Source organism: Streptomyces sp. NPDC005496 (genome assembly GCF_042872045.1).
Lineage (GTDB): Bacteria > Actinomycetota > Actinomycetes > Streptomycetales > Streptomycetaceae > Streptomyces.
The window spans coordinates 1-25,383 of sequence record NZ_JBIAJQ010000004.1; the positions used below are offsets into that span (position 1 = coordinate 1).

The 25,383-nt window shown below is 72.2% G+C and carries 27 protein-coding genes and 1 pseudogene; 16 read left to right on the forward strand and 12 right to left on the reverse strand.

Going from position 1 to position 25,383, the window contains the following annotated elements; all coding sequences use genetic code 11:
• Positions 1-241: 241 nt before the first annotated feature.
• The gene (locus ACFYQQ_RS12470; RefSeq protein ID WP_356244069.1) at positions 242-2,605 is read left to right on the forward strand and encodes an AbfB domain-containing protein; all 2,364 of its coding nucleotides are present in this window, start codon (positions 242-244) and stop codon (positions 2,603-2,605) included.
• A gap of 121 nt (positions 2,606-2,726) precedes the next feature.
• On the opposite strand, the gene ACFYQQ_RS12475 is transcribed toward ACFYQQ_RS12470, so the two are convergent.
• Positions 2,727-3,398 (reverse strand): beta-glucanase, encoded by a 672-nt coding sequence (locus ACFYQQ_RS12475; RefSeq protein ID WP_356176019.1) that lies wholly within the window; start codon positions 3,396-3,398, stop codon positions 2,727-2,729.
• Between the two features lie 320 nt (positions 3,399-3,718).
• Between ACFYQQ_RS12475 and ACFYQQ_RS12480 the strand changes: the two genes are divergently transcribed.
• Entirely contained in the window at positions 3,719-4,576 is an 858-nt protein-coding gene (locus tag ACFYQQ_RS12480; protein WP_355789472.1) for an isocitrate lyase/PEP mutase family protein, read from the forward strand.
• Between the two features lie 73 nt (positions 4,577-4,649).
• Here ACFYQQ_RS12480 and ACFYQQ_RS12485 read toward each other — a convergent pair whose 3' ends face one another.
• The 6 genes from ACFYQQ_RS12485 to ACFYQQ_RS12510 all read right to left on the reverse strand — a co-directional run bounded on the left by ACFYQQ_RS12485 (position 4,650) and on the right by ACFYQQ_RS12510 (position 9,032).
• The gene (locus ACFYQQ_RS12485; RefSeq protein ID WP_355789470.1) at positions 4,650-5,393 is read right to left on the reverse strand and encodes an aminoglycoside 3'-phosphotransferase; all 744 of its coding nucleotides are present in this window, start codon (positions 5,391-5,393) and stop codon (positions 4,650-4,652) included.
• Between the two features lie 77 nt (positions 5,394-5,470).
• Positions 5,471-6,016, reverse strand: a complete 546-nt coding sequence (locus tag ACFYQQ_RS12490) for a hypothetical protein (protein ID WP_355789467.1) — start codon at positions 6,014-6,016, stop codon at positions 5,471-5,473.
• A 10-nt stretch (positions 6,017-6,026) separates the two neighbouring features.
• Positions 6,027-6,287, reverse strand: coding sequence for a hypothetical protein (locus tag ACFYQQ_RS12495; RefSeq protein ID WP_355789464.1), 261 nt, complete (start codon positions 6,285-6,287; stop codon positions 6,027-6,029).
• A gap of 123 nt (positions 6,288-6,410) precedes the next feature.
• Positions 6,411-7,199 carry an SAM-dependent methyltransferase gene (locus ACFYQQ_RS12500; protein ID WP_355789461.1) on the reverse strand — a complete coding sequence of 263 codons (789 nt, stop codon included), beginning with the start codon at positions 7,197-7,199 and terminating at the stop codon, positions 6,411-6,413.
• Between the two features lie 70 nt (positions 7,200-7,269).
• On the reverse strand, positions 7,270-8,421 hold the full coding sequence (locus ACFYQQ_RS12505; RefSeq protein ID WP_356244064.1) for a winged helix DNA-binding domain-containing protein: 1,152 nt from the start codon (positions 8,419-8,421) through the stop codon (positions 7,270-7,272).
• A 173-nt stretch (positions 8,422-8,594) separates the two neighbouring features.
• Positions 8,595-9,032: a transcriptional regulator gene (locus ACFYQQ_RS12510; RefSeq protein ID WP_355794875.1), complete on the reverse strand. Its 438-nt coding sequence runs from the start codon at positions 9,030-9,032 to the stop codon at positions 8,595-8,597.
• Between the two features lie 236 nt (positions 9,033-9,268).
• On the opposite strand from ACFYQQ_RS12510, the gene ACFYQQ_RS12515 reads away from it, so the two are divergent.
• The 4 genes from ACFYQQ_RS12515 (at position 9,269) to ACFYQQ_RS12530 (ending at position 12,568) form a co-directional block, all read left to right on the forward strand.
• Entirely contained in the window at positions 9,269-9,646 is a 378-nt protein-coding gene (locus ACFYQQ_RS12515) for an SRPBCC family protein (RefSeq protein ID WP_355794877.1), read from the forward strand.
• A 246-nt stretch (positions 9,647-9,892) separates the two neighbouring features.
• Positions 9,893-10,135, forward strand: coding sequence for a DUF6411 family protein (locus ACFYQQ_RS12520; protein ID WP_355789978.1), 243 nt, complete (start codon positions 9,893-9,895; stop codon positions 10,133-10,135).
• Between the two features lie 107 nt (positions 10,136-10,242).
• A complete protein-coding gene (ppk2, locus tag ACFYQQ_RS12525) occupies positions 10,243-11,232 on the forward strand; it encodes a polyphosphate kinase 2 (protein WP_356176024.1) in 990 nt (329 codons plus the stop codon).
• A gap of 496 nt (positions 11,233-11,728) precedes the next feature.
• Positions 11,729-12,568, forward strand: a complete 840-nt coding sequence (locus tag ACFYQQ_RS12530; protein ID WP_388904433.1) for a restriction endonuclease — start codon at positions 11,729-11,731, stop codon at positions 12,566-12,568.
• 99 nt (positions 12,569-12,667) lie between these two features.
• Here ACFYQQ_RS12530 and ACFYQQ_RS12535 read toward each other — a convergent pair whose 3' ends face one another.
• The gene (locus ACFYQQ_RS12535) at positions 12,668-13,429 is read right to left on the reverse strand and encodes a DUF4097 family beta strand repeat-containing protein (protein WP_356176005.1); all 762 of its coding nucleotides are present in this window, start codon (positions 13,427-13,429) and stop codon (positions 12,668-12,670) included.
• 559 nt (positions 13,430-13,988) lie between these two features.
• On the opposite strand from ACFYQQ_RS12535, the gene ACFYQQ_RS12540 reads away from it, so the two are divergent.
• The gene (locus tag ACFYQQ_RS12540) at positions 13,989-14,912 is read left to right on the forward strand and encodes a ScbA/BarX family gamma-butyrolactone biosynthesis protein (RefSeq protein ID WP_355791518.1); all 924 of its coding nucleotides are present in this window, start codon (positions 13,989-13,991) and stop codon (positions 14,910-14,912) included.
• Between the two features lie 757 nt (positions 14,913-15,669).
• Here the strand turns inward: ACFYQQ_RS12540 and ACFYQQ_RS12545 are convergent.
• Together ACFYQQ_RS12545 and ACFYQQ_RS12550 are read right to left on the reverse strand one after the other, a co-directional pair.
• The gene (locus ACFYQQ_RS12545; RefSeq protein ID WP_355791516.1) at positions 15,670-16,269 is read right to left on the reverse strand and encodes a dihydrofolate reductase family protein; all 600 of its coding nucleotides are present in this window, start codon (positions 16,267-16,269) and stop codon (positions 15,670-15,672) included.
• Positions 16,266-17,123: a metalloregulator ArsR/SmtB family transcription factor gene (locus ACFYQQ_RS12550; RefSeq protein ID WP_356175998.1), complete on the reverse strand. Its 858-nt coding sequence runs from the start codon at positions 17,121-17,123 to the stop codon at positions 16,266-16,268. Before ACFYQQ_RS12550 ends, ACFYQQ_RS12545 begins: the two co-directional genes overlap by 4 nt.
• A 152-nt stretch (positions 17,124-17,275) precedes the next feature.
• On the opposite strand from ACFYQQ_RS12550, the pseudogene ACFYQQ_RS12555 reads away from it, so the two are divergent.
• Together ACFYQQ_RS12555 and ACFYQQ_RS12560 are read left to right on the forward strand one after the other, a co-directional pair.
• Positions 17,276-17,770: pseudogene (locus tag ACFYQQ_RS12555) on the forward strand (TIGR00725 family protein).
• A 464-nt stretch (positions 17,771-18,234) separates the two neighbouring features.
• Positions 18,235-18,423: a hypothetical protein gene (locus tag ACFYQQ_RS12560; RefSeq protein WP_356244059.1), complete on the forward strand. Its 189-nt coding sequence runs from the start codon at positions 18,235-18,237 to the stop codon at positions 18,421-18,423.
• Between the two features lie 176 nt (positions 18,424-18,599).
• On the opposite strand, the gene ACFYQQ_RS12565 is transcribed toward ACFYQQ_RS12560, so the two are convergent.
• Complete coding sequence (locus ACFYQQ_RS12565; RefSeq protein WP_355789032.1) at positions 18,600-18,767, reverse strand: hypothetical protein; 168 nt, start codon at positions 18,765-18,767, stop codon at positions 18,600-18,602.
• Positions 18,768-19,071: 304 nt separating this feature from the next.
• On the opposite strand from ACFYQQ_RS12565, the gene sthA reads away from it, so the two are divergent.
• From sthA to ACFYQQ_RS12585, 4 genes are all read left to right on the forward strand, one after another.
• Entirely contained in the window at positions 19,072-20,475 is a 1,404-nt protein-coding gene (gene sthA, locus ACFYQQ_RS12570) for a Si-specific NAD(P)(+) transhydrogenase (protein ID WP_355789035.1), read from the forward strand.
• A gap of 122 nt (positions 20,476-20,597) precedes the next feature.
• On the forward strand, positions 20,598-21,218 hold the full coding sequence (locus ACFYQQ_RS12575; protein WP_355789037.1) for an L-threonylcarbamoyladenylate synthase: 621 nt from the start codon (positions 20,598-20,600) through the stop codon (positions 21,216-21,218).
• Between the two features lie 160 nt (positions 21,219-21,378).
• Positions 21,379-21,759: a DoxX family protein gene (locus ACFYQQ_RS12580; RefSeq protein WP_355789040.1), complete on the forward strand. Its 381-nt coding sequence runs from the start codon at positions 21,379-21,381 to the stop codon at positions 21,757-21,759.
• Positions 21,756-22,223: a peroxiredoxin gene (locus tag ACFYQQ_RS12585; RefSeq protein ID WP_356175991.1), complete on the forward strand. Its 468-nt coding sequence runs from the start codon at positions 21,756-21,758 to the stop codon at positions 22,221-22,223. The genes ACFYQQ_RS12580 and ACFYQQ_RS12585 overlap by 4 nt, the downstream gene beginning before the upstream one ends.
• A 112-nt stretch (positions 22,224-22,335) precedes the next feature.
• On the opposite strand, the gene ACFYQQ_RS12590 is transcribed toward ACFYQQ_RS12585, so the two are convergent.
• Complete coding sequence (locus ACFYQQ_RS12590; RefSeq protein ID WP_356175988.1) at positions 22,336-22,569, reverse strand: chaplin; 234 nt, start codon at positions 22,567-22,569, stop codon at positions 22,336-22,338.
• A gap of 302 nt (positions 22,570-22,871) precedes the next feature.
• Here ACFYQQ_RS12590 and ACFYQQ_RS12595 point away from each other — a divergent pair, with 302 nt between their 5' ends.
• The 3 genes from ACFYQQ_RS12595 (at position 22,872) to ACFYQQ_RS12605 (ending at position 25,372) form a co-directional block, all read left to right on the forward strand.
• Positions 22,872-23,078 carry a hypothetical protein gene (locus ACFYQQ_RS12595; protein WP_356175985.1) on the forward strand — a complete coding sequence of 69 codons (207 nt, stop codon included), beginning with the start codon at positions 22,872-22,874 and terminating at the stop codon, positions 23,076-23,078.
• Positions 23,079-23,337: 259 nt separating this feature from the next.
• Positions 23,338-24,486 (forward strand): S1 family peptidase, encoded by a 1,149-nt coding sequence (locus ACFYQQ_RS12600; protein ID WP_355793841.1) that lies wholly within the window; start codon positions 23,338-23,340, stop codon positions 24,484-24,486.
• A 127-nt stretch (positions 24,487-24,613) separates the two neighbouring features.
• Positions 24,614-25,372 (forward strand): ZIP family zinc transporter, encoded by a 759-nt coding sequence (locus ACFYQQ_RS12605; protein ID WP_355793839.1) that lies wholly within the window; start codon positions 24,614-24,616, stop codon positions 25,370-25,372.
• The last annotated feature ends 11 nt before the right edge of the window (positions 25,373-25,383 follow it).

Here is a 25,383-nt window from a genome sequence, read left to right on the forward strand (position 1 = left end):
GGGAGTCGAAGCGGAGCTTCGGCGACCGACGACAACGCCGCAGATGTGCGTGCCAGACCCCGCGACACCGACCTGATCCAAACGACAGGCCCTAGCCGCCACCCCCTTCGCTCGACCCAGCCCCGGCCTCAGCGCGCGGTCCGCACCCCGCGCCCGGCCCGCGGGCTCCGGTACCGGGCGCCGCAGCCGCCCGGCGTACGCGCACGTCCTTGCCCCCACCCGAACCCCCCGAGGAGTCACGATGCGCAGCACCGCCGCTCCACCCCCCGCGACCGCCTGGCTCAGACGCGGAGCGAGGCGGATCACCACCGCCCTGGCCACGCTCACACTGGTGTGCACGGCCGCGCTGACCGCCACGGCCCCGGCTCAGGCGGCACCCGCCGCGTGGACCCCCAAACCCGCCCCCATGACCACCCCGTGGACGAACCAGGTCCCGGTCGACAAGCCGCTGCCGGAGTACCCGCGCCCGCAGCTCACCCGCCCCGACTGGGCCAACCTCAACGGCATCTGGGACTTCGCCGTCACCTCTGCGGACGCCGGCCTGCCCTCGTCGTTCCCCGACCAGATCCGGGTGCCCTTCGTCGCCGAGTCGGCCCTGTCCGGCATCCAGCGCAAGATCACCCAGAACGACAAGCTCTGGTACAAGCGCACCTTCACCGTCCCGGCCGGCTGGAACGGCCGCCGCGTCCAGCTCAACTTCGGTGCCAGCGACTGGCGTACGACGGTCTGGGTCAACGGCACGCAGGTCGGCACCACGCACAGCGGGGGCTACGACTCCTTCTCGTACGACATCACCGACCGGCTCAACGGCGGCACCAACACCGTCGTCGTGTCCGTCTGGGACCCCACCCAGACGGGCGGCCAGGCGATCGGCAAGCAGCGCATCAACGACGTGACCCCGCACGCCGGGGGCGGGATCTTCTACACCGCCGCCTCGGGCATCTGGCAGACGGTGTGGCTGGAGCCCACGTCCGCCGCCCACATCACCCGGCTCGACATGGTGCCCGACCTGTCGAACAACACCCTGAAGGTCACCGTCAGGGGCGACGGCGTCTCGGGCCAGAGCGCCCGGGTGACCGTGTCCTCCGGCTCATCCACGGTGGGCAGCGCGACAGGCCCGGTCGGCAGCACGTTCACGGTGCCGGTACCCGGCCCGCACCTGTGGACGCCCGACGACCCCTTCCTCTACGACGTCAAGGCGGACCTGGTCTCCGGTTCCACCACGGTCGACTCCGTGGGCAGCTACACCGGGATGCGCTCCGTCGGCATCGCGAAGGTCGACGGAGTCCTGCGTCCCGTCCTCAACGGCAGGTTCGTGTTCCAGACCGGCACCCTCGACCAGGGCTACTGGCCGGACGGCATCTACACCGCGCCGACCGACGACGCCCTCAAGTACGACCTGCAGAAGCACAAAGACCTCGGCTTCAACATGGTGCGCAAGCACATCAAAGTCGAACCGCAGCGCTGGTTCTACTGGGCGGACAAGCTGGGACTGCTGGTCTGGCAGGACATGCCGGCGATGGACACCCGCACCCCGGACGGCGCCGCCCGGACGCAGTGGGAGGCCGAGTACGACCGCGTCATCGACCAGCACCGCAGCTCGCCGTCCGTGGTGATGTGGGTCGACCAGAACGAGGGCTGGGGCCAGTACGACCAGGCCCGCATCGCCGACCACGTGAAGGCGTACGACCCCTCGCGGCTGGTCGACAACATGAGCGGCGTCAACTGCTGCGGGGCGGTCGACGGCGGCAACGGCGACGTCCTGGACCACCACGTCTACGTCGGTCCCGGAACCACCGTGCCGAGCGCCACCCGCGCCGCCGTCCTCGGCGAGTACGGCGGCCTGGGCTTCAAGGTGACCGGCCACGAGTGGTATCCCGGCGGCGGCTTCAGCTACGAGGACCAGGCGGACCGTGCGCACCTCGACAACCGCTTCGTCGGGCTCCTGGACGCGCTACGCGAGGTGCGGATGCCCGCCGGACTCTCCGCGTCCGTCTACACGGAGATCACCGACGTGGAGAACGAGGCGAACGGCCTCCTCACCTATGACCGGCAGGTCGTCAAGGTGGACGCGGCCCGGGTCCAGGCCGCCAACCGGGCGCTCATCGACGCGTCCCGGTCCCCGGCCGCGCCCGTCACCCTGCCGGCGAACCAGTACAGGTCCCTGCGGGTGACCACCCCGGGCTACACGAACCGCTACCTGCGGCACCGGGACGGCGCCGCCTACACCGACGTCGTCGACGCGAACAGCACCGCCCTGCTGAAGAACGACGCCACCTGGAGGATCGTGCCGGGCCTCGCCAACAGTGCGTGCTACTCATTCGAGTCACGCAACTACCCCGGCCAGTACCTGCGTCACCGCGACTTCCGCGTCTACAAGGAGGCGGGCAGCGGGGACGTGTTCAAGGCCGACGCGACCTTCTGCGCGGTGCGGGGCGCGGGCGGGGCGGTGCGCCTGTCCGCGTCGAACTTCCCCGAGCAGTACCTGCGGCACTACAACGCCGAACTGTGGCTGGCCACTCCGGGCGGAACCCACACGTGGGACAACCCGACCTCGTTCACCGAGGACACCACCTGGGCCGTCGAGGCGCCCTGGGCGCCCTGACGGGGACGGGGAGCGGTACGGCCCACCGGGCCCGCCGCTCCCCGCTCACGGCCGTGCCGGAACGTCCGCTTCGGCGGGCTCCCGCGCCTGTCCGGCGCGGTCCCGCGAGGTGGCCGTCCGGTCACACCATCGCGTCGTCCGACGCTGGACGGCGGACGACCAGGCGCTCCACGGCGAACGACATCTCCCTGGTCCCCGGATCGGGAGGCGGGTGGTAACGCCCGCCGCACACCGAGATGTTGACGATGAGGTAGGCGTACCAGTCCTCCCCGACCCCGCGTCCGTCGGCGAAGACGCGTGCGCCGTTCACCCACCACACCACGGAGCCGGCGCCGAACTCCACGCGCAGTTCGACGTGCCCGCCGGGGCGGACGGCCTCGTCCCGGTGGTAGTGCTGGCCCCCTCGGACGTGGTTGGACAGTTCCAGCAGGTCGGGATTGTCGGGGTGGTACTCGAACACGTCGATCTCCTGGCCGCCGTCCCGCCAGGTCCAGACGGCGGGCCAGGCACCGATCTCCTCGGGCAGGCGGACCCGTGCCTCCAGCACGTCTCCCGTGCGCAGGGTGAACTCGTCCTCGCTCCCCTCGGTGGTCAGCAGGCCGGCGCTCCACAGCCCGTCGCGCCGTCGCCGCGCGCGGAAGGTGCCGGTGCGGCTGTAGGCGGGGTGCGAGACCAGGTAGTCGAGCTTGTCGTCCGACGGGTTGACGGGACCGCCACCGGGATAGGCCCACGACCGTCCGGCCACCCATTGGGCGCGCGAACTGAAGTCGGCCGTGAAGACGACGTCGGACATAGGCCGGCTCCTTCGGACGTGGACGGACGGGCCCTTTCGGCGGACGGTTCATCCCCAGCGGGCGGCACCTCATGCGCCCGGCTCGGCGCGCCGCCGCCGGAACAACCCGTTGGAGTGAACCGCCCGTGAGAGCCGGGGCCCGAGGGGCGGAAGCGGCGTCCCGCGAGGAAACCGGCCACCGGATGCGAGCGAGTGTCCGAAAGAGGAGCGTCCGGTCGAGTGATGGCGATTCGCACCGCCGGCGACGGCGCTGCGAAGATCACCGCGCACTTCGCCATCACGGCAGTCATCGACGCTGCCGCCTGCCCCTCGGAGGGTCAATGGGCTACGGGCTCGCACTGCGTGAAGCCATCACCGACGCGGAGACGACACCGCTGATCGGCATCTACGACATGTACTCGGCATCCCTCGCGGCGCGCCACTACGACGGCCTGTTCGTGTCGGGCTTCGGCTTCGCCGCCTCGCACTACGGACTGCCCGACATCGGGTTCATCGCCTGGCCCGACATCGTGGCCTTCGCGGAGCGGCTGCGGCTCGCGTTCCCCCGGCACCACCTGCTCGTGGACATCGACGACGGCTACGCGGACCCGGAGGTGGCCTGTCACGTCGTGCAGCGGCTGGAGCGGGCGGGGGCGTCCGGGGTCGTCCTGGAGGACCAGAAGCGCCCCCGCCGCTGCGGGCACGCGGACGGCAAGCAGATCCTGCCGCTGGAGGAGTACCTGGACAAGCTCCGCATGGTGCTCGACAGCCGCTCGGAGATGCTCGTGGTGGCCCGCACCGACGCCACGGACGACGCGGAGATCGAGCGTCGGGCGGTCGCGCTGGCGAAGAGCGGGGCGGACGTGGTCCTGGTCGACGGGGTGCGCACCGTCGAGTCCATCCGCCGGATCCGCGAGGTCACCGGCGGGGTGCCGCTGCTGTTCAACCAGATCGGCGGCGGCAGGTCCCCCCGGCTGTCCCTGTCCGAGCTGACGGAGCTGGGCGTCGACGTGGCGATCTACAGCACTCCCTGCCTGTTCGCCGCGCACGACGCCGTCGACGACGCCCTCCGGCGGCTCAAGGACGCGGACGGGCGCCTTCCGGAGCCCACGCCGGGCGGTGCGACCGTGGCCGCGTCCACCCGTCTTCTGGAGGGGAACATCAGCCGGCACCACGGCAGCCGTCACCTTCCGGTCTGACGGCCGGACCGAGCAGCCGGGGAATGCGCGCGGCAGCGGCCGGGGCGATCGGCCGGGGCGGCCGGCGGTGTGCTCAGGTCGCGTCCCACAGGCGGCGGTAGAAGTTCATGCGCCGCGGGTCGGGAGCGATGCCGTAGGCGTCCAGGAGGGCGTCCTCCCAGCCGGGGCCGTAGTTCCACCGGGTGTTCCAGGTCGCCACGGCGAGGTCGGCCCACCGGTCGGCGACGCCGAGCGCGCCCATGTCGACGTGGGCGGACCACGAACCGTCGTCGTGCAACAGCGTGTTGGGTGCGCACGGGTCGCCGTGGCAGACCACGAGACGGTCGACGGGCGGGGGCTCGGGCAGGTCGGCGGGCACCTCGATGCCCGCCCGCCGGGCCCGGGCCAGCCGCCGGCCCACCGACCAGTCGAACGGGCACTCCGCGACGGGCAGGCGCTCGTGCAGCGCCCGCAGCCCGGTGCCCAGCGCGCGGACGGCCCGCGCCGGTTCGGCCTTCCACCGGTCGCTGACGGCACTCTCGCCGGGCAGCGCGTGGGTGACGAGCCACTCCCCCGAGGCGTCCGCTCCGTGTTCGCGGACCCGGGGCACCGGCGTGTGGACGGCGGCCCAGCGCAGCCGTACGGCCTCGGCGGCCAGGTCGAGCCCCGACCCGGCCGGAGCCCATTTGGCGAAGAGCCCGTGAGGCCCGTCGCCGATGCGGAAGGTCAGTCCGCCCAGCTGGTTCTGCCACACAGGCAGGACCGGACGTCCCTCGGACAGGACGGCGATCGGCGCGGGAACCCGCACCGGCGAGAGCGGCGGTCCGGAGTAGAGCATGCGCCGATGATCCGCCGCGGACCGCTCCGCACGCCAACGGATTTCCGCCGGCGCGAGCGCTGCGACGGCCGCCCGCCTCAGCCGCGGTCCGGGACCTCGGCCGACGCGTCCGGCGCGACGCCCAGAGCGTCACGCATGTGCCGCAGACGACGCCGCTGCCGCCTTCCCTCGATCACGAGCCAGCCGAGGCCGGCCACCCCGAGCAGGGCGTAGCCGACGGTCTGCCGGAGGCCCGACGTCGCTGCCGTCAGGAGCACGAGGGTGACGACGAGGACGGCCAGGACGGAAGTGGCCACGGTGTGGTGGCGGGTGCGGTGCAGCCGCTGCGCGACCAGGTCCCGCATGGCCTGCCGCTCCGCCGGCTCCGTGGGCGCCTCGCCGTCGCGCAGCTTCTTGTCCAGGGCCACGAGGCCGGTCGCCGAACCGCCCGCCGCGCGCTTCTCCCTGCGCCGCAGGAGAACCAGCACGAGCACACCGCCGATCGAGGATCCCGCGACGCGCAGCAGCACCGCCACCGGGGACTCACCCGGGCTGATCAGCAGGATCGCCGCGGTGGCGCAGACGATGGACAGGGCGATCTGGAGCCAGAGGCGCTCGGCCAGAAAGGTGTTGATCTTCTCCACGGCGTCCCCGCTAGATCCGGGTCCTGCGCCGGATCGCGGCGACGCGCAGCCCGAGGGCCGCGGCGAGCAGCACCCACGCCACGGCGCAGTAGGCCCAGGCGGTCACACCGCGGGCCAGTCCGACGGCGGTCCAGATCCCCCAGAGCAGCAGGACGACGCACAGCGACGTCCAGGCGATGTCCGCGAGACGCGTGCGCAGTTGGGCCCTCTGCCGGGTCCCCGGTTCGAGGTCACCGAGCCCGGACACCTGGTCCGTCCCCCGTATCGACATGTCACCGCTCCCTCCGTTGTCGTGAGGGTTCCCGGATACCCCGCACCCCCGCCCGTAAGCGAGTCAAGTACGGCTCACGGTGGGGGTGTTGGGGCCTACGGGGCCGGTGCCCGGGTGTGTCCGTCAGGGGATGCGCGCCACGCCCGCGTAGATGCCGCTGCCCTCGGGCTCGGGGGCCGGTGCCGTGCGGAACCACTCCGGCGCCGTGACCAGGCCGGGCTCGACGAGCTCCAGGCCGTCGAAGAACCGGGTGACCTCGGCGTGGGTGCGGAAGCCGAGCTGGATGCCGGCCTTGGCGTACTCCGCGGTGACCTGCTCCGCCAGCTCTGGGTAGAGGTCGGAGGCGGCGTGCGACAGCACCAGGTAGCTGCCCGAGGGGAGTGTGGCGACCAGGTTGCGGACGATGCCGTGCGCGTCCTGCGCGTCGGGGATGAAGTGCATCAGGGCGATGAGGGACAGCGCGATCGGCCGGTCGAAGTCCAGGACGGCGCGGGCACGTTCGAGGATCGTCGCCGGTTCCCGCACGTCCGCCTGGATGTAGTCCGTGGCACCTTCGCGGTGGCTGATCAGCAGCGCCTCGGCGTGCCGCAGCACGATCGGGTCGTTGTCGGTGTAGACGACCCTGGCGGTCGGCACCAGGCGCTGGACGATCTGGTGCAGGTTGGGCTCGGTGGGGATGCCCGTACCGATGTCGAGGAACTGGTCGACACCCTCCCCGGCGAGCCAGGCGGCCGCGCGGTGCATGAACTGCCGGTTCTGCCGCGCCGCGTCGCGCGCCTCGGGCGGCAGCTTCTCACCGACGGCCTCGTCGACCGGGTAGTTGTCCTTGCCGCCCAGGAGCCAGTCGTAGACCCTCGCGGGATGCGCCCGGCTGGTGTCGATCCGCGGGGGGTGAGGTGTGTCGGTCGTCATGGCGGGCTCCGGCGCGCGAAGGGGGTCCAGTACTTCGATCACCGTAGTCTGGCACACCATCTCGAGCGCCTCACACGGCAGTTGGGAGCAGCCGCGTCTCCGCCGCGGGCAGCCCCTTGGCCCACCAGTGGTCGTAGCGCCGGTAGACGTGCGGCTCGCGGGAGGCGAGGAACGCGGTGAGCGACGCGGCCTCCGCGGCGAGTCCTTCCCAGGCCCGCTCGGTGAGGTGGTGGAAGGCGGTGGCCTCGACGCCGCCCTCGACGGTGCGCCAGACGCCGGCGACGTGACCGTCGACCAGCAGTGTGGGCAGCACGTCGCCGTTCACCCGGGTCACGAGCTTGCGGTAGGCGGGCGGGATCAGCCGGCTGCGGTCGGCGTAGGCCAGCAGGACGCTGTCCCACATCGCCATCAGCCTGGGCGGCGCGGGGACGTCCTCGGCCGGGCGGGGCGCCCCGGGGATGTCGTACACCGCCGTGCCGTCCGGGCCTTCCAGCACGTCGAGTTCATCGGCGAGCGCCTGCACCGCCACTCTGGCCCGGGACCGCTGGACCATGGCGAACTGCGCGATGTCGGCCACGGACGCCGGTCCGAAGCCCTCCAGGTAGCGGCGTACGAGGGTGCGCAGGCCGGCCGCGGCGGCATCGGGGTCCGCCGGTGCGGGCGTGCCGTCCGACGCGACGTACGAGGGGCGGTGGCCGTACGACCAGGGGCCGCCGGTGGGGGCGTGCCACAAGGGCACGTACTGGCGCAGCATGCGCTGCGCGCCCGGCTCCATCGGCGCTCCGAGGAGCTCCTCGATCCGCCCGCCCAGTTCGGCCACCGTGCGGGGGCGGTCGGCGTACTTCAGCAGTTCCACGACGAGGGTGTCGGCGTCGGCGGCGGTGAGTCCGGACGCGGTGAACCGGGGGTCGCCGAGCCGAGAGCCGCGCAGCGTCGGCTCCATGGCCGCGCGGAACGGCGCGTAGTCGTCGGCGTGGACCGCGTGCAGGGTGAGCCGCATCAGCGTGGCCTTCACCGTCCGCCGGTCGGCCACGGCCGCGTCGAGGTCGGCCGGGTCGAAGCCGCTCAGCCGGTTCCAGAGCGCCACGTACGGCGAGGCGGGCTGCTGCGCCTGCAGGGCGACCACCCGTCGCACCGCCTCCACGACGTCGAGCGGCTCGCGCCGCAGGAGCAACTGCCGGGCGAGCGTGGCACGGTTGAGCGCCCCCGCGGTCGTCTTCATGCCGGGATTCTCTCCTGTCCCGGCATGGCGCGGCATCCGTTCTCCCAGGTCCACCCCGCGCCCGGGGCCAGCAGCCACCGGCGCTCGTGCCCGGAGGACCACCGGCACGACGAAGCCGCCCTGCCCAGGTCCGGGGCGGGGGGCTCGTCTCCGGTCGTGGCTCCGGCGCGCCGCTACTTCGCGGACACCTTCACGTCGTCCGACGCGACATCGCTCGCGTACGCGATGGACAGGCCGGGGATCTCCTGGGCGACCCGCGCCACGACGGCGCGGTGCCAGGCGGCCGGGTATCCGGACTCGGGGTGCGCGGCCCGGTACTCCGCGTCGTCCCGGTAGGTGACGATCCCGGGCTCCGGGAGGCCGGCGAGATCCGCGACGGCCTTGCCGACGAACTCACCGGTCAGGCGCTCAAGGTCACCGAGGGCGGCCCGGACGACGCCGGGAATCCGCTCACCGCCCCGTTCCCACGCCTCGATCGTGGCGGTCGGGACGCCCACGTGCCCGGCCAGCCAGTCCTGGGCCAGGCCGAGGGACTCGCGTACGACCCTGAACTCCGCCGCCGTCATGGCTCTGCCCTCGGACAGGCCGTCGGCTTCGCGGTTCTCGCTCATGTTGTCCCTTCGGATGGTGGGGCCCGGCGGAGAGCCTGCTACCCGTAAGTCGACAGTGGCAGTCCCGGCCACGGCCGGCTCGCCGGTCCCGGCCGGGCCACGCCCGGCTCAGGTCACGGGGCGTACGGGCCTCCCGGCTGCGAGGCTGGTGGCGGCGGTCCGGTCTCACGCCGGGGCCGGGCGGCCACCGCTGGTCCCTCCACCGTCCCGATCGGAGCACGCACCCCGTGGCCACGATGACGTTGCACGCCGAAGGAACCGCGCCCGTGGACGAGGTGTGGCTGCGCTACGTCACCCCGTCGCGCTGGCCGTCGTGGTCGCCGCAGATCCGGGCCGTGCGGGTGGCCACGGACCGTATCGTCCCCGGCATGAGCGGCCAGGTCGTCTCCCTGGCCCGGATCACGGCGTCCTTCGTCATCGAGTCGGTCGACGAGGAGCGGCGGGAGTGGACCTGGCGGGTACGGCTCGGGCCCGTGCGGCTGCGCCTGCACCACGCGGTCCGGGAGCGCGGGGACGGCACGGCGACGACACTGCGCATGGAGGGCCCGGCGCCCGCGCTCGCCCTGTACGCCGGTCCGGCGCGGCTGGCGCTGCACCGGCTCGTACGGCGATGAGCGCCCCGGGCGCCGCCGGGCCGTACTCCCCGCCGGGCGACGGCGACACGCCGTGACCGCCGCCGGTCCGACCGGGGACGCGCGCGCCGGGGGGGGGCGGCGGGCGGCGCATGAACGGCGGACCAGCGGGCACGTGGAACACCCCGGAGGGGCACAGCACCGCTCCCTGACACCCCGGTCTCCCCTAAGCAGGAGAACGGGGCGGGCAGGCGGTGGCCCCCGTCGTAACGAGAACTGAGGTATGTCATGGTCGTCCTCGCCGTCGTCGCCGTGTGCGTCGTCCTGCTGGTCCTGGCCTTTCTGGTGCCGCGGCTCTCGCACGGTCCCGAGCGTGGGACACAGCGCACGCTCGGTGCCGGCTCGCAGGCCGCCGGCAAGGCCCCGGGCCGTCTGGGCCGCTGGCTGAGCAAGCCGTTCCGCAGCAGCTCCAAGGCCGTCGGCCGCAGCGGCTCCACGGGGCGCCGGGCGCGCGGTCACATGCCATTCTGAGCTGGTAGGGGTCCTTTCCCGCCGGGCGCCGACCCGTGGCGCCCGGCCCCGGCGACAGCAGCCGGTGAGTTCGTGAGCAGGAAGGAACCAAGTCCGTGGTTGATCCGGTGAGGCCGGAGGCGACAGCCGCGAACCGCTCGGGCACGTCCCCCGGGGCGGAACTCCTCGACGGGCTCCAGGTCGACGAGGAACGGCCGGAACAGCCCGTCCTTCTGGACCGTGACGGCAAGCCCCTCGACACCTGGCGTGAAAATTATCCGTACGACACGAAGCTCGGGCGCAAGTCCTACGAGCGGCAGAAGCGCATCCTGCAGATCGAGCTGCTCAAACTGCAGAAGTGGGTGCGCGAGACCGGCCAACGGGTCGTCGTGGTCTGCGAGGGCCGGGACGCGGCGGGCAAGGGCGGCACCATCAAGCGCTTCACGGAGCGCCTCAATCCTCGCGGGGCCCGCGTGGTCGCCCTGGACAAGCCCACGGAGCGCGAGTCCGGACAGTGGTACTTCCAGCGTTACGTGCCCCACCTGCCCGCCCCCGGAGAGATCGTCTTCTTCGACCGGTCCTGGTACAACCGGGCCGGGGTGGAGCGGGTCATGGGCTTCTGCACCCCCGCCGAGTACCGGCACTTCTACGCCCAGGCCCCCGTGTTCGAGCAGCTGCTCACCGACGACGGCATCGTGCTGGTCAAGTTCTGGTTCTCGGTCTCCCGCGGCGAGCAGCGCACGCGTTTCGCGATCCGCCAGGTCGACCCGGTACGGCAGTGGAAGCTGTCCCCGACAGACCTGGCCTCGCTGGACCTGTGGGACGCCTACACCCAGGCGAAGGTCGACATGTTTCGCGCCACGGACACCCCGTACGCGCCGTGGACGGTGGTGAAGACCAACGACAAGCGCCGGGGGCGGCTGGAGGCGATCCGCCATCTCCTGCTGCGCTGCGACTACACCGCCAAGGACGAGACGGCGATCGGGGACGCCGATCCGCTGATCATCGGGGCCGCCGACACCCTGCTGGAGCGCGGCGAGGAACCCACCGACCTCTCTCCCACTCCCCTGTCCCCCCACCGGGGCGGCCCCGGCCAGCATCCCGAGAGGACGGACTGAGGCAGGGGCCGCCGCAGAGCGGCTCCACGGACGCGAGACCAGGCCAGGGGCCGGACAGCGCGCGGGCGACGGCGAGTACGGCCGGCCTCCGCGACTGTCCGGCCCCTGGCCGTGTCGCGCCCCTCGCGAACTCCCGTACGTCGGCCTCGACCGGGTGGCGCCTGGTACGCACCCCGTCGCCCGCCTCCGCCGCCCCGACCTCCCGGTCGCTCGCGTCCGCAGCGCACTCAAACGATGCCCCCCGCCGACCTCCACCAGCGACCTCGCCAGGACCGCGCGGCTTCCGCAACCCCCGTGCCACGAACGCGACTTGCACCGGCCACTTCCGACGTCTCGGCGGCTCCTCGGCCTCATCCCGGCCCCCGGTGGACTGATACGGCGTCAACTCGTAGACGCAGCAAGCGATCACCGACCTCACCCGACGCGCTGAACTTCTCGATCATGGGCAGACGGCAGAAGTGATCTTCGTACTGTCCGTGAGAGGGGATGACCGCACATGGCCACACCCGTGCGCCGAATACAGCCCATGAACCGCCGGCGCGGCTTCGATCTGCGTTCCACGGCGCTGCTGTTCGGGCTCCTCGCCGCGGTCATCGGCATCCTGGGCGCTGCCGCCAAGGTCGCCGTCGGTGTCCTCGAACGGCGCCCGGAACTGGTCGTCGTGCTCTGCCTGGTGGGAGTTCCGGCCGCCCTGGCCCTCCGCAGCGGCCGACGCCGGTTCTCCGCGAGGCGGGCCGCGCGCCGGGCCGTCGCCGCCCTGGACGAGGGGACCGCCACCGCCCTGCACACCCTGGAGACCGAACCGCTCCCCTCCCCCGCTCCGGTGGCGGCCGAGACGCTCGCCCCCGTGGGTCAGGAGCCGACCCTCCCGCTCGGCACCGGACCGGCGGAGCCGACCGAGGTCCTCGCGGAGGCGGAGCCCGAGGCGGTCGACTACGAGGCCCTGGACGCCGACGAGTTCGAGCAGGCGATCGCCGCCCTGTGCGAGCGCGACGGCTGCTCGGACGTCGAAGTCGTCGGAGGAGCCGGAGACTTGGGCGCCGACGTGGTGGCCACGGCGCCGGACGGACGGCGCCTCATCATCCAGTGCAAACGCTACTGCGAGGCCAACAGGGTCGGCTCGCAGGACATGCAGCGCTTCGGCGGGACGTGCTACACCGTCCACGCCGCCGACGTCGCCGTGGTGGTGACCACCAGCGCGTTCACCGCGCCCGCGGTCGAGTACGCCGAGCAGTGCGGGATCCTGTGCGTCGACCGCGAGGCGCTGGAGGCGTGGAGCGACGGTACCGGCCCCGAGCCGTGGGCGGTCGCCGCCGACGGCGGCCCCGTCCTCTGACACGCCTGTCGTCCAAGGCCGCCGCGGAGACACGACAGCGCGTGGTCCGGGAACCCGGGGCCACACCGGGCCCGGCCGAGACGCTGCCGCTCGGTCACCTCACGTCCGGGCGGCGGTGACGTCACCGTTGACGGTGGTGAGCGTCATGGTGCGGTCCTCGGTGGCCCCCGAGGTGGGGACGGTGACCGAGGGCCGGCCGTTGTGGGTGGTCGCCGAGACCCGGTAGGCGGGGGCGTCGTGCGGGACCGTGACGCGGACGGAGCCGTTCGTGGTGGCCGCGGTGGCTCCGTCCGGGGAGCTGCCGCAGTCGAGCACCACGTCACCGTTCACCGTGTCGGCGTGCAACCGCTCCGCCCTCAGCGTCTGCGCGTGGATGGAGCCGTTGCGGGTCGTCAGCCGTACCGCCGCGCCGCGCCCGCCGGAACGCGCCACGCTCACATCGCCGTTGACGGTGGTGAGGTCCAGGCCGGCGGAGATCCCGGCGACGTCGATGCCGGCGTTGCGGGCGGAGACGCTGACGGCGGTGTCCGCCGGGACGTCGATCTCCGGCATGCGCGGGCAATCCTCATGGCGCTCGCCCTCGGCCGGGCACGACAGGTCCAGCACCCAGGTGTCGTCCCGGTGGGACCAGTGGCCGTCTACCCTGCGGTCGACGCCGACGGTGTCGCCGTCGGCGGGGCGCAGTCGTACGCCGTTGTCGGTGGTGATCACCAGGCTCGCCCCGCGGTTCAGCGCCGGACTGGTTCCGCCCGTCGGTGAGGCGCCGTCGTGCCCGTGGCCTCCACCGCAGGCGGCGACGAGCGGGATGACCGCGAACAGCGCGGCGACCCGCCGCAGTTGCGTCGTTGTCGTTGCGTCCATGCCCGTCCGGTTTCCCCGCCCCGGCCCTGCCATGGCACCCGCCGAGTGCTCCCGGACGCCCGCCCGGCCCGCCCTCAGGACGCCTTCCCACCCCCGCCGACCCGCGCCCGTACTCCGCTGCCTCGTCCGGCCGGACCCGTGCGGCGCCTGGGAACCGGCCCGCTTGCGCCACGTGATCCCTAACAAAACCGCACGCCTGGTTTCCACGACGGTCACACCGTGTGGTGCCCGATATTCACCCATGCGCCACCTGCCTGCCGCGGCAGCGGTAGCGGAGGGGGTTGCGTCACTTAAAACCGGGGGCAGCCCGTCCGATTCCCGCCGGGTGGAATTCCGCCAGATACCTTGAAAACAAAACCGGTGGGTCCGTATCTTATCGAGTCTGAACCTCAGGCACCGTCCCCATCCACTCCTGCGTAGACGCGGAAAGAGGCGGCACGAGATGACCCTTCTCACCATTCACCCGGCACACGACGCGACCTCGCCCATCGAACCGTCCGCGGCCGACATACAGGCGAGACCCTCCATACCGACCGGACGTACCGCGGAGACCGGACCGATGGGGCCCCTCGGCCTCACCACCACCGTTCCCCGCGAGTACGTCCACCGGGCAAGCCACGCCGAGGTCTTCCTCACCGGCTGCCGCAAGCACGACGACGCGCACTACACCCTGAGCGGGCAGTGGCCGCGCGCCCACACCTTCTTCACCACCCCGGACGGCACGCACCACGACTCGCTGCAGGCGGCGGAAACCATTCGCCAGACGGGTCTCTACCTCGCCCACGCCGAACTCGGCGTCCCCCTCGGAAACCACTTCCTCCTTCACGACCTGACCGTCACCACGCATCCGGACCAGATGGCCATCGGCGCCCTCCCGACCGACCTCGTCCTGCGCGCCACCTGCACCGACGTGGTCCGCAAGGGGAAGCGCCTGGCCGAGTTCCGCATGGACATCGCGGTGGTGGGTGACGACGAGCGCCCCTACGCCACGGGGGGCGGCCGCTTCACCTGCCTGACCCCCGCCACGTACCGCCGGCTCCGGGGCAGCGGCGACGCCACCGACACCCCCATTCCCGCGAACCCCTTCGACCGCCCCCACCCGGCCCCCCTCGTGGCACCCGCCGTCGTCGGCAAGCGCAACCCCTTCGACGTCGTCCTCTCCCCCACCGGCCGGCCCCACCACTGGCTCCTCAACCCCGACCCCCGCCACCCGGTCCTCTTCGACCACGGCGGCGACCACTACCCCGGCATGGTCCTCATCGAGGCCGCACGCCAGGCCGCGCACGCCCATCACAACCCGGTGGCCCCCCACACCACCACCCTCGTGACCCGCTTCCACAACTACGCCGAGCTGCGTGCCCCGCTCGTGATCGAGACGACGCTGCTGCCGAGCACCACCGACACGCCGACCGTCGACGTCACCGGCCGGCAGAACGACCGCACCGTCTTCACCACCCAGATCGTCACGCACACCAAGCGGTAACAGGGACGCAGCCCCGCTCCGCCCGGACCGGCGCACCCCGCGGTGCCGGACGTGATGCGAGCAGGTCCCGAACGGGCGAGCGCCCGGCCGGTGCCCGACGGCACCGCCCATCCCCCCTCCGCTCGGCTGCCACGCCGCAAGAGTCCTCCCACAAGGACCACCGAGCGTGCCGACACCCCCCCGCCGTCCTCGTCGACGGTCTGCACAGCCGCCACTCTCGGCGACGCACCAGCGCCGCCGATCCGAGAGGACGCTGTCCCGACCTTCGCCCCCCTCCTCGGACGCGTCGGCCCCCTTTCTTCCTCGCAGGACGCCGCAGAACCCGCGCATGTGCACGGACCCCCGACCCAGGACCGTGCCCCTGCCCCGGCGCCCCGAACGCGACAGCGCCATCGTCCGGGCCGCGCCCGGCTCCTTCCGCCTCGCCCCGTCGGGACACGACCGGAATGAGCCGCACCGGTTCGCTGGGCCACATGGGAAAGGACTCCCCGGCGAGCACCCCTCCCGCGTGGCCGAGAGCAAGCACGCGGCAGGCACCGTGCCGGGTGAGCCTCCTCGTCACCGGGTGTCGGCGGCACCAACCGGGGCCCCTGGCCTGCGCACACGTCGAGCCGGAGGGTGACGGGGCGCCCGGGACGACGTCTCCCGCCGTCCCTGTCACGCCCGTTCACGTCCGTCGCCCGGTGGGGACGAGACGGTCCGGGGCCGGAAAGCGGCCCCGGACCGTACGCCCGTCCAGCCGCGCCGGCCTGCGGAATCAGCGGACACGGTCGTAGACGAGAGACAGCGTCCCGTGCTCGCCGGCGGCCTGACCTGCGAGACTCCAGCGGCCCGCGGGCAGCCCGTCGTCGAAGAGGCGCGGCCCGTCTCCGAGGAGGACGGGGAAGACCGTCAGCGCCAGCCGGTCGACCCGGTCCGCCGCCAGTAGCGCCTTGATGACGCTCGCGCTGGACAGCACGAGGATGTCGCCGCCCTCGGTCGCCGTGAGTTCCGCGACCACGTCGGCGGTCGGTTTGTCGACCACGGTCGTCCGCTCCCACGGTGCATCGGTGAGGGTGGACGAGAGGACGACCTTGTCGGTGCCGACGAGCCACTCCGCGAACGACTCGTCACGCGGATCGACTCCCTCCGCGCCGATGACGGTCGGCCAGAAGCCGAGGAAGCCCTCGGCGTTGACCCGGCCCAGGAGGGCGGTCGTCGCCGTCTCCTGGAGGGCGGCCAGGTGGTCACGGGCGACATCGGTGTGGGCGTACGGCATCACCCAGCTCATGTCGAGCGGGTCGCGGCCGGCGTAACGGCCGTCGAGGGACAGGCTCATGTTGGTGACGACCCTGCGGCCGCCGGTCTGCTCGGTCATGTCGTGCTCCCTGAATCGGTGTGGTCGTCGGTGCCGTGCGCGTCGGCCGCGAGGTGCGCCGCGAGTGTGTCGAGGCTCTGTCCAAAGCCGATCTCGATGCCCGCGACGAAGTCCGCGGCGTCGATGGCGCTGTCGCGGATCTGCCAGCGCACGTCGAGTTCGGTGCCGGAACCGGCGGGCCTCAGACCCAGGTCGACCCGGGCGGTGAACGCGATCCCGCCGTCCGGGAGAAGCGGGGAGAGCCGGTAGGTGAGGCGCTCACCGGGGCGCACGTCGTCCACGACTCCCTCCGCCCGTCCCACGACCTGGTCGGAGCCGTCGGCGTCCTCCGCGTCGCGGTACTCCTGCACGATCCGTCCGCCGGGGCGTGCCTCGAAGAGGAGCTCGGAGACACGGAGGTCCTCGGGCGTCCACCACCGGGCGAGGAGCGGGGCCTCGGTCAGGTGGCGCCAGACCAGCGCGGGACTGCCGCTCAGCGTCCGGAGGAAGCTGAACGAGCGGCCGTCGGCCCATCCTGGCTCCCCGGCCGCGAGCCGCTCCGCCTGGAGGCCGAGTCCGTAGCGGTCGTGGGTGGCGTGGGGGCCGTCGGCCTGTTCCACGGTGTCCGCGAGCGCGACGAGCGCGGCGGCCAGTTCGCGCAGAGGGGTGGCGCGGAGCGCGTAGACGCGGCGCTGGCCCGTGCGTTGCGAGGTGACGATCCCGGCGCGTTCCAGGGTCTGCAGGTGTTTGGTGGTCTGCGGCTGGCGTGCCTCGGCCAGCTGGGCGAGGACGCCGACCGAGCGGGGCCGCTCGGCCAGCAGGTTCACCAGCCGCCAGCGTGCGGGGTCGGCCAGTGCGGCGAGGAGTGCGTCCATGAAGGCTAGTATTCACTGTAACGAATATTCGTGTCAAGGAATATAACGAGCTGACCCGCGAAACGGGTATGCCTGGGGTGCGGTGCATGCTGGTTGCCGGACGCGGCAGCGGCGCCTGGCCTGCCGCGTCCCCCGCGAACGGAGGTCTCTCGATGAATTCCGGCGCCGCTCACAGCCCTCCCCATGTCGGCGTCGCGGGACCGGCCGAGGCCGGCGTCCGGGAGACGGCGCTGGCGCGCGAGGTCGGCGCACTGCTGGGCCGACGCGGGGCGGTCGTGTTCTGCGGCGGGTTGGGCGGAGTCATGTAAGCGTGCGCCGAGGGTGCCGCGGCGGCGGGCGGAACGGTGGTGGGCCTGCTGCCCGGCCTCGACCGGGCCTCCGGCAACCGGTATCTGACGGTCGCCGTGGCCACCGGTCTCGGCGAACTGCGCAACGGCCTTCTCGTCAACTCCTGCGACGCGCTGATCGCGGTGGGAGGCAGCTGGGGGACGCTGAGCGAGGTGGCCCTCGCGCTCCGCGCGGGCAAGCGCGTCGCCGTCCTGGCGGGTTGGAGCGTCCCGACGGAGGCTCTCGCCTCGCCCGGTACGGCACTGCTGGCGGAGGTCGCCACTCCGGCGGAAGCGGTCGCCCACGTGTTGACGCGCTGACCGACACCGCGGCACGTTATCGGCCGCGACCCGCGTGCCCGGTAGCGCACGATCGTGAGCGGGGACAGCCCTCGCCCGTCCGGGGGCGCGCGGAAGGTGGACGGAAATGGCGCTTTTTAGTCACCTGTGAATTTGGGCTTTGCCCCTACTTGCCGTTGTTTGACCGGCAGTTCGTGTTCTTCGTCCCTGATTGCCCTGGTGCGCGTGGTGTCCGTGAGCTGGTGGCGCGGGCCCGGCGCCTCTGTGTCTTGATGTCGTCCCCGTGCAGACTGACGACTTACGTCGAAAGGCGAGCGCAGTCCGTGAGTCGCGGCTGCCGTCCCGTCCCCTGGGGGATCCGCATGAAGAGCCGCGCAGGCCGTCGCCGTACGCCCACGCACAGACCCGGAGGGGCGGCGTCCCCCGGGCTCTCGGAGGCCGTGCGGTGGGCGGGCAGGCTCCTGTGCTGGACGTTGGGCGCCGCCATGCTGGGCGCAGCGGCGGAAGCCGTTGTTCAGCCGACGTCCGGCTGGTGGGGAGTGGTCTGGCGGATGCCGTGGTGCCTCACGCCGGTGTGGGCCCTCACCTGGGCGGTCCTGCGGAAGCGGGAGAAGTCGGCGGCCGGACGGGACCGGGACGAGGAGGTCCCGGAGGAGTTCGGCGAAGCCGCCTGACCACGGCGCGCCCGGCCTGCGTGCGCGGTCGGCCGACAGTCGGGACGCCGGACGGCCCCTCGCTCACCGCGGTCGGGTCGTGGTCCGCCGGAGAGCCGTCACTGCCGGGCGGAGGGTCACCCGGCGCGGTGCGGACACCCTTCGTCGCGTGGATCGCGCACCGCCTCCGCCTGGGCTCAGGCGTTGGGCAGCCGGCCGCCCGGCTCCGCCACTCCGAAGTCCAGTACGTCCTCCGCGGTGCGGGCGGTTTCGTGCGCGGCCTGGCGGACGCTCGCGAGGACATCGCCCTGCTCGTCGACGAGGCGGTCGTAGATCGGCGCCGGTGCGGTGGGGAGAGCGGGCACGGGACTGGACTCCTGAGGGTCGGTTGCATGACAGGGCCGACCGCCGAGCCGGGGCCGACCAATGAAGGACCCTACGCCACCACGATCGATCATGGGCGACCGGGGAGAGTCCCACCTCAGAGACGTATGACACACGTCCTGGGAGGTTTCACGCTCCGGATTCCGCCGCACTCTCCGTCCCCTCGGACGGTGCCCGAAGCGACGTGCCGTTCGCTGCGCCGTGCGCTTCCGTCGCGGCATGGGCGGCCGACGGTCGGGCCTCCGCTCTTCCGGGACCGGTCCCCCGCCTGCCAGACTCCGGAGGGTGCCCGACTTCGACATGCTTGTCATCGGATCCGGCCCCGGCGGCCAGAAGGCTGCCATCGCGGCCGCCAAACTCGGCCGCCGCGTCGCCGTCATCGACCGCCCCGACATGGTCGGCGGGGTCTCCATCCACACCGGGACCATCCCCTCCAAGACCCTGCGGGAGGCGGTCCTCTACCTCACCGGCCTGACCCAGCGCGATCTCTACGGCCAGAGCTACCGGCTCAAGGAGGACATCACCGTCTCCGACCTGACCGCCCGCACCCAGCACGTGGTCGGGCGCGAAGTCGACGTCATCCGCAGCCAGTTGTCCCGCAACCACGTCGCCCTGTTCGGCGGCACCGGCCGCTTCGTGGACGACCACACCATCGCGCTGCGCGAAGTGAACGGCCACGACAGGCTGTTGAGCGCCGAGCACATCGTCATCGCGACCGGCACGCGGCCCGCCAGGCCCGCCGCCGTGGAGTTCGACGAGCGCACGATCATGGACTCGGACAACGTGCTGCACCTGGAGCGGGTGCCGCGTTCCATGGTCATCGTCGGCGCCGGCGTGATCGGCATGGAGTACGCCTCCATGTTCGCCGCCCTGGGCAGCAAGGTCACGGTGGTCGAGAAGCGGCCCGGCATGCTCAACTTCTGCGACGTCGAGGTCGTCGAGTCGCTGAAGTACCACCTGCGCGACCTCGCCGTCACCTTCCGCTTCGGCGAGACCGTCGCGGCGGTCGAACGTCATCCCCGCGGCACACTCACGGTCCTGGAGAGCGGAAAGAAGATCCCCGCGGACGCCGTCATGTACTCCGCGGGACGGCAGGGCCTCACCGACGAACTCGACCTCGACAAGGCCGGGTTGTCCGCCGACCGGCGCGGCCGGATCACCGTGGACGAGCACTACCGCACCGAGGTGCCGCACATCTACGCCGTGGGCGACGTCATCGGCTTCCCCGCCCTGGCCGCCACCTCCATGGAACAGGGCCGGACGGCCGCGTACCACGCGTGCGGTGAACCGGTGAACCGGATGCACGACCTCCAGCCGATCGGCATCTACACCATTCCCGAGATCAGCTTCATCGGAAAGACCGAGGACCAACTGACCGAGGCCCGCGTGCCGTTCGAGGTCGGCATCTCCCGCTACCGCGAACTAGCCCGCGGCCAGATCATCGGCGACTCGCACGGCATGCTCAAGCTGCTGGTCTCCCCCGACGACCGCACGCTGCTCGGCGTGCACTGCTTCGGCACCGGCGCCACCGAACTCATCCACATCGGCCAGTCCGTGATGGGGTGCGGCGGCACCGTCGACTACCTGGTCGACGCCGTCTTCAACTACCCGACACTCGCCGAGTCCTACAAGGTGGCCGCCCTCGACGCCACCAACAAGATCAGGCAGATCGACCGGCTCAAGGACTGACGCGGCGGCTCTCCGGCGTCCGGGTCACCCCGGACGCCGGATGCGCGCCGCCCGCCGCCCGACGGCAGGACTCGGCGCCGGGGCTGCGCCGGGCGAGGCGGCGGAGAGCATAAGCTCGGCGGATGGCGAAGTACTTCGACGTGCACCCGGACAACCCTCAGCAGCGCACCATCTCCCAGGTGGCGGACAGCATCCGCTCCGGTGCGCTCGTCGTCTATCCGACCGACTCCTGTTTCGCGTTGGGATGCCAACTCGGAAGCCGGGACGGCATCGACCGGATCCGTACGATCCGGCAGCTCGACGACCGCCACCACTTCACCCTGGCGTGCCAGAACTTCGCCCAACTCGGCCAGTTCGTAAGGGTCGACAAGGACGTCTTCCGCGCCATCAAGGCGTCGACGCCCGGCCGCTACACCTTCATCCTGCCCGCGACGAAGGAAGTGCCGCGCAAGCTGCTCCACCCGAAGAAGCACACCGTGGGCGTCCGCATCCCCGACCACGTGGTCGCGCAGGCGCTGCTCGCCGAGCTCGGTGAGCCGCTCCTCTCCAGCACGCTGCTGCTGCCCGACGAGGAGGAACCGCTGACCCAGGGCTGGGAGATCAAGGAGCGGCTCGACCACGTGGTGGACGCGGTCGTGGACTCCGGGGACTGCGGGACCGAACCGACGACCGTCATCGACTTCTCCAGCGGCGAGGCCGAGATCGTACGGCGCGGAGCGGGTGACCCCACGCGGTTCGAGTGATCCGCGCTCTCACCGGCCCCTCGCGGTCTCCCGCCGCTTCCCGCTGACGTGGGAACAGGACACCAGGCCGTGTCCGGTTCCCGCGCAGCGGGCGCACCGGGCCGCCCACCCCTCCTTACCGTCGAGTAATATCGCGCGGCAGGCCCCCCGAGGAGGAACCGTGCCCAGGTCGGAACGCTCACCCCTGCTGCTCGCCGGCCTGCTGGCCTCGGCGGGCGTCGCCCATTTCGCCGCGCCGCGGTCCTTCGACGCGACCATCCCCCGCGCGCTGCCGGGGACACCCCGGACGTGGACGTACGCGAGCGGTGTCGTCGAGCTGGCGCTCGCCGCCGGTGTGGCCGTGCCCCGTACGCGGCGCGCCGCCGCCCTGGCCACGGCCGCGTTCTTCGTCGGCGTGTTCCCCGCCAATGTGCAGATGGCGGTGGACTGGCGGCACCGTCCCGCCCCCCTCAAGGCCGCGGCCCTGGCCCGGCTACCCCTCCAGGTGCCGCTCGTGCTGTGGGCGCGCGGTGTCGCAAAGAACCAGAAAGGCCTGTCATGACGAGTCGCGTGGACGTGGGCGACAAGGTCGAGGACTTCGCCCTGCCGGACGAGACGGGCACGCCCCGGCACCTGTCCGAGCTGCTCGGCGACGGACCCGTCGTGCTGTTCTTCTACCCCGCCGCCCTCACGCCCGGCTGCACCGCCGAGGCCTGCCACTTCCGCGACCTCTCGGCCGAGTTCGCCGCCGCCGGAGCGCGGCCGGTGGGCATAAGCGGCGACCCCGTCGACCGGCAGCAGGAGTTCGCCGGGCGCCACACGCTCGGGTTCCCGCTGCTGTCCGACGTCGACGGGACGGTCCGGGAGCGGTTCGGAGTCAAGCGGGGCTTCTCCATCGCCCCCACGAAGCGGATCACCTTCGTGATCGCACAGGACCGCACCGTCCTGGAGGTGGTCCGCAGCGAACTGCGGATGAGCGTCCACGCGGACCGCGCCCTCGCCGCCCTGAGCGCGCACCGCGGCTGAGCCGACGCGCACCGCGGACGGACGGCAAAGGCCCGGGGCATCGCCCCGGGCCTTTGCCGTCACGGGTTCGCCGGGCCGCCGGACGTCACCGAACGGCCCGGGTCACCCGCGATCAGTCGTTCACACACTTGTTGCCGAACGCCGGGTTCAGCAGACCGACCACGTTGACGGTGTTGCCGCACACGTTGACCGGAATGTGGACCGGAACCTGGATGACATTGCCCGAGAGCACGCCAGGGCTGTTCACCGCGACCCCGGTGGCATCGGAGTCCGCGGCGGCTGCACCGGCGGTCCCCAGGACGGACACGGTGGCCAGGGCGGCCGCAGTCATCAGGCGGATACGCATTACAAGCTCCCATCAGTCGCACGGTTGCGGTCTCTTCACCATGACCTCGGGAACCGGCGACCGACATTGATGTACGGCCGAACGGGTCCGGCGGCCGTCGGGGGCCTCTCCGGACGGGCATCCCCGCAGGGCCCGGACAGCCCGCCCGGAATGCAGGGTTCGACCGTTACGGGAACAATACGAGGTACATCCATCGATTGTGCGTCTCCAGATGCCGGCACCAGGTGACTCCCGAACCGGGAGTGCACCAGAGCGGGCCAGGGGTACCCGTGAGACAGAACAGGTCGACCAGGGAGAACACCATGTCAAAGACTCAGCCCGGTTCGTCTTCCCCGTCCGACGACGCGACCACCCCGGACGCCCTTCTGCACACCGGCGCGGGGGGCGAGGTCTCCGCCGAGGACCTGGTGCTCGCCGCCGGCCGTGACGTCAACCCGAAGAACCTCGCCTGGGCCGAGCGCAGGCTGGCGGAGGACGGCCAGGCGGCCATGGACAAGCTGCTGCCGTAAGAAACCGAGAACCGAGCGGCCGGGCGGTGCACACCGCCCGGCCGCTCCGTATGCCCGCACACGCCCGCCCGAGGCCGCGCCCCCACACCCCCTGCCCTTGCACCAGCACCAGCACCAGCACCAGCACATCGGACCATCTCGTGCATTGGCATGGACCTGCCCATGATCCGCCGCTAATCTCGTTCGCGCACGTCCTTGAGAGCGCTCTCTCCGCCCTTCCGCTCCTCCCCCACGTCCGGAACGACGAAAGGCAACTCCCTTGAGACGCACCACAGTTCTGCGCGCGGGCCTGTCGGCGGCCCTGCTTCTGAGCACCGTGGCGGCCGGTCTGACCACGCAGGCGTCCGCGGCCCCCTCCCCCACCGTCTCCGAGGCTCCCGCGTCTGACGCGCTGATCACCGCCATGCAGCGCGACCTCGGCCTGTCGAAGACCCAGGCGACCGCCCGGCTGAAGGCCGAGACGAAGGCGCGCGGCGTCGACCGTGCTGCCCGCCGCGCCGCGGGCAGCTCCTACGCCGGCTCGTGGTTCGAGGCGAAGAACGGGAAACTCACCGTCGCCGTCACCGACCCCGCGGACCGGGACGCCGTCGAGGCGACCGGCGCCCGGGTGACCCTCGTCGAGCACAGCGGGCGGCAGCTGGACGCCACCCTGAAGCGGCTCGACAAGCTCGACGCCCCGGCCGGGGTCAGCAGCTGGCACGTCGACCCGAGGAGCAACTCGGTCGTCGTGGGCGTGGTCACCTCCCAGAAGGATGACAACGATGTCCAGGCGTTCCTGGACCGCGCCCGGGAAGCCGGCCCCGTGACCGTGCGCGAGACACGGCAGTCGCCGCGCACCTTCGCCGCGGGCACCGTGGGCGGCGACCCCTACTACACGGGCAACGTCCGCTGTTCCATCGGCTTCTCCGTGTACGGCGGCTTCGTGACCGCCGGCCACTGCGGGCAGGCCGGCGCCGGCGTCAGCGGCTGGGACCGCAGCTACATCGGCAACTTCCAGGGCTCCTCCTTCCCCGACAACGACTACGCCTGGGTGAACGTCGGCAGCGGCTGGTGGACCGTGCCGGTCGTCCTCGGCTGGGGCACCGTCTCCGACCAGCTCGTGCGCGGTTCGGGTGAGGCTCCCGTCGGCGCCTCCATCTGCCGGTCCGGATCCACCTCCCACTGGCACTGCGGCACCGTCCTCGCCAAGAACGAGACGGTCAACTACAGCCAGGGCGCCGTGCACCAGATGACGAAGACGAGCGTGTGCGCCGAGCCCGGCGACTCCGGCGGCTCCTTCATCAGCGGCGACCAGGCACAGGGCGTCACCTCGGGCGGCTGGGGCAACTGCGGCAGCGGCGGCGAGACCTGGTACCAGCCCGTCAACGAGATCCTGAACCGCTACGGACTCACCCTCCACACCGCCTGACCCTCCCCGCAGCCGGCCCGCGCCCGGGCCGGCTGCACCGGCACTTCGTCCCTCTCCCGGGCGGCCCGGACGCGGTCGGGCCGGGCCCGAGCCATGGACCGCCCCCGATCGGGGTAGTCGGTGCGCTGTGGCTGAAGTGATGCAAGCGGGTCTGTGGGGTCTGGTGGCCGGGTCGGCGCTCCTGGTGGGTGCCGCGCTGGGATACGGGCTGCGGGTGCCGCCGAAGGTGATCGCCTCCGTGATGGCCTTCGGCTCCGGTGTGCTCATCTCGGCGGTGGCCTACGAGCTGATGGGCGAGGCCTACGACCAGGCCGGTCTGGCGCCCGCCGCGATCGGAGCCCTCGGCGGGGCCCTCGCGTACACGGGCGGGAACATGTGGCTCGCGCGTCGAGGCGCCCGCCACCGCAAGCGTTCCGGCAACGCGGAGCGGCACGCGCAGCCGAGCGAGACGGAGCAGTCCGGCTCCGGCACGGCGCTCGCGCTGGGTGCCCTGCTCGACGGGGTGCCTGAGTCCGCGGTGATCGGCGTCAGCCTGCTGCACGGCGGCGCGGTCAGCATGGTCACGGTGGCCGCCGTGTTCATCAGCAATGTCCCCGAAGGGCTCTCCAGCTCCGCCGGCATGAAGAAGGCGGGGCGCGGCAAGGGCTACGTCTTCGGGGTGTGGTCGGCGATCGCCGCGGCGAGCACGGTCGCCGCGGTGCTCGGCTACAGCATCGTGGGCGGCATGTCCGACTCGGTCGTGGCCGGTGTGACGGCCGTGGCCGCGGGGGCCATCCTGGCGATGATCGCCGACACGATGATCCCCGAGGCGTTCGACGAGGCGCATCTGGCCATCGGCCTGATCACCGTCGCGGGGTTCCTGGTCTCCTTCGCCCTGTCGCACTGACCCCGGCGGGA

Bases quoted from the DNA above. Each gene is read 5' to 3' on its own strand.
- ACFYQQ_RS12470 (WP_356244069.1), top strand. From the start codon at position 242: ATGCGCAGCACCGCCGCTCCACCCCCCGCGACCGCCTGGCTCAGACGC.
- ACFYQQ_RS12475 (WP_356176019.1), bottom strand. From the start codon at position 3,398: ATGTCCGACGTCGTCTTCACGGCCGACTTCAGTTCGCGCGCCCAATGG.
- ACFYQQ_RS12480 (WP_355789472.1), top strand. From the start codon at position 3,719: ATGGGCTACGGGCTCGCACTGCGTGAAGCCATCACCGACGCGGAGACG.
- ACFYQQ_RS12485 (WP_355789470.1), bottom strand. From the start codon at position 5,393: ATGCTCTACTCCGGACCGCCGCTCTCGCCGGTGCGGGTTCCCGCGCCG.
- ACFYQQ_RS12495 (WP_355789464.1), bottom strand. From the start codon at position 6,287: ATGTCGATACGGGGGACGGACCAGGTGTCCGGGCTCGGTGACCTCGAA.
- ACFYQQ_RS12500 (WP_355789461.1), bottom strand. From the start codon at position 7,199: ATGACGACCGACACACCTCACCCCCCGCGGATCGACACCAGCCGGGCG.
- ACFYQQ_RS12505 (WP_356244064.1), bottom strand. From the start codon at position 8,421: ATGAAGACGACCGCGGGGGCGCTCAACCGTGCCACGCTCGCCCGGCAG.
- ACFYQQ_RS12510 (WP_355794875.1), bottom strand. From the start codon at position 9,032: ATGAGCGAGAACCGCGAAGCCGACGGCCTGTCCGAGGGCAGAGCCATG.
- ACFYQQ_RS12515 (WP_355794877.1), top strand. From the start codon at position 9,269: ATGACGTTGCACGCCGAAGGAACCGCGCCCGTGGACGAGGTGTGGCTG.
- ACFYQQ_RS12520 (WP_355789978.1), top strand. From the start codon at position 9,893: ATGGTCGTCCTCGCCGTCGTCGCCGTGTGCGTCGTCCTGCTGGTCCTG.
- ACFYQQ_RS12530 (WP_388904433.1), top strand. From the start codon at position 11,729: ATGGCCACACCCGTGCGCCGAATACAGCCCATGAACCGCCGGCGCGGC.
- ACFYQQ_RS12535 (WP_356176005.1), bottom strand. From the start codon at position 13,429: ATGGACGCAACGACAACGACGCAACTGCGGCGGGTCGCCGCGCTGTTC.
- ACFYQQ_RS12540 (WP_355791518.1), top strand. From the start codon at position 13,989: ATGGGGCCCCTCGGCCTCACCACCACCGTTCCCCGCGAGTACGTCCAC.
- ACFYQQ_RS12545 (WP_355791516.1), bottom strand. From the start codon at position 16,269: ATGACCGAGCAGACCGGCGGCCGCAGGGTCGTCACCAACATGAGCCTG.
- ACFYQQ_RS12550 (WP_356175998.1), bottom strand. From the start codon at position 17,123: ATGGACGCACTCCTCGCCGCACTGGCCGACCCCGCACGCTGGCGGCTG.
- ACFYQQ_RS12560 (WP_356244059.1), top strand. From the start codon at position 18,235: ATGCTGGGCGCAGCGGCGGAAGCCGTTGTTCAGCCGACGTCCGGCTGG.
- ACFYQQ_RS12575 (WP_355789037.1), top strand. From the start codon at position 20,598: ATGGCGAAGTACTTCGACGTGCACCCGGACAACCCTCAGCAGCGCACC.
- ACFYQQ_RS12585 (WP_356175991.1), top strand. From the start codon at position 21,756: ATGACGAGTCGCGTGGACGTGGGCGACAAGGTCGAGGACTTCGCCCTG.
- ACFYQQ_RS12590 (WP_356175988.1), bottom strand. From the start codon at position 22,569: ATGCGTATCCGCCTGATGACTGCGGCCGCCCTGGCCACCGTGTCCGTC.
- ACFYQQ_RS12595 (WP_356175985.1), top strand. From the start codon at position 22,872: ATGTCAAAGACTCAGCCCGGTTCGTCTTCCCCGTCCGACGACGCGACC.